Source organism: Ruegeria sp. BHSB056 (genome assembly GCF_059613305.1).
In genome coordinates this window covers 1-1,695 of sequence record NZ_JBXWSG010000183.1, presented here as the reverse complement: position 1 = coordinate 1,695, position 1,695 = coordinate 1, and the positions used below count along the sequence as shown (strand labels likewise).

General features: G+C 59.9%; 2 protein-coding genes. Both read left to right on the top strand.

The annotated features are described in order from the left end of the window. Positions 1–682, top strand: a 682-nt coding sequence (locus AC2FND_RS20170) for an SDR family oxidoreductase (RefSeq protein ID WP_496771478.1), incomplete at its 5' end; no start/stop codon positions are given. Then, positions 679–1,569, top strand: a complete 891-nt coding sequence (gene rfbA / locus AC2FND_RS20165; protein ID WP_496771477.1) for a glucose-1-phosphate thymidylyltransferase RfbA — start codon at positions 679–681, stop codon at positions 1,567–1,569. The genes AC2FND_RS20170 and rfbA, both read left to right, overlap by 4 nt. Positions 1,570–1,695: the final 126 nt, after the last annotated feature.

The window sequence follows — 1,695 nt, the reverse complement described above, 5'->3', positions numbered from 1 at the left end:
CGACAAGGCCGAAGCGGAGGAAGACCTTGCCCTGCTGATCAACGGAACCACGCCCACGGCGCTGGCCAAAGCTGCGGCCGGGCGCGGGGTGCCGTTTGTTCAGGTCTCGACAGATTATGTGTTTGACGGGGCGGGCACGGCCCCGTTTCCGCCCGACCACGCGACCGGCCCGCTGGGCGCCTATGGGCGCACCAAGCTGGCAGGCGAGGCCGGTGTGATTGCGGCGGGCGGACCCCATGCAATCATACGAACCTCGTGGGTGGTGTCGTCACATGGACATAACTTCGTCAAAACCATGCTGCGCCTCGGCAAAGAGCGTGACCACCTGACAATTGTCGCAGACCAGATTGGCGGGCCAACCCCGGCATCGGCACTGGCCGAGGCCTGTATCGGCGCGGCCCGTGCCCTTTTGACAAACCCGGATGAAAAGACCGGAATTTACCATTGCAGCGGTGGCCCTGATGTCAGCTGGGCCGATTTTGCGCGCGAGATCTTCGATCAGGCCGGCATCGACTGCGATGTCGAAGACATTCCGTCCAGCGCATACCCGACCCCCGCGAAACGCCCGCTGAACAGCCGCCTGGACTGCACGACACTGACAACGGACCTGGGCGTGCCCCGTCCGGATTGGAAGGCGGGCCTGCACAGCATACTTGAAGACCTTGGAGAACTCGGCACATGACGACCCGGAACGGCAAGAAACGCAAAGGTATCATTCTGGCAGGCGGGTCAGGCACCCGACTTTATCCGATCACGATGGGCGTCTCGAAACAGCTTTTACCCATCTATGACAAGCCGATGATCTATTACCCCCTTTCGGTGCTGATGCTGGCCGGGATCCGCGACATCGCGATGATCACGACGCCGCAGGATCAGGAGCAGTTTCAGCGCCTGTTGGGTGACGGAAGCCAATGGGGTCTGTCCCTGACCTGGATTGTTCAACCTTCTCCTGACGGGTTGGCGCAAGCCTATATTCTGGCAGAAGATTTTCTGGATGGTGCCCCCTCGGCCATGGTGCTGGGCGACAACATCTTCTTTGGGCACGGCCTGCCCGAGATCCTGCAATCGGCAGACGCCAAAGAGACCGGAGGCACCGTCTTCGGCTATCGGGTCGCTGATCCCGAACGCTACGGGGTCGTGGCCTATGACGAGGCTGGCGCCGTCACCCAGATTGTCGAGAAACCCCAAGTGCCGCCATCGAACTACGCCGTGACCGGGCTGTATTTTCTGGACGGCTCTGCCCCTGAACGCGCCCGCGCCGTAAAACCGTCTGCACGCGGCGAGCTTGAGATTGTCACCTTGCTTGAAATGTACCTTGAGGCCGGGTTGCTCAGCGTCAACCGCATGGGGCGCGGCTATGCCTGGCTGGATACCGGAACCCATGCAAGCCTGCTGGACGCCGGAAACTTCGTGCGCACGCTTCAGGACAGGCAAGGCCTGCAAACCGGATCACCCGACGAAATCGCCCATACGCTGGGCTGGATCAACGACCACGACCTCAAAGCCCGCGCCCGCAAATTCGGCAAAAACGAATACGGAAAATACCTCAAAAACCTGCTGAATCAGTAGGCGTTCTTTTGCGGTTTATGCTTGGTTTAGTTTTTTGGTTTTGGTTGCGGGTTTGTGTGTGAGGTCTTATTTAGCGTGTTTGGATGTTGGGATGGGTTGGTGTGCCGCAGGGTTGCATCTGTCCTT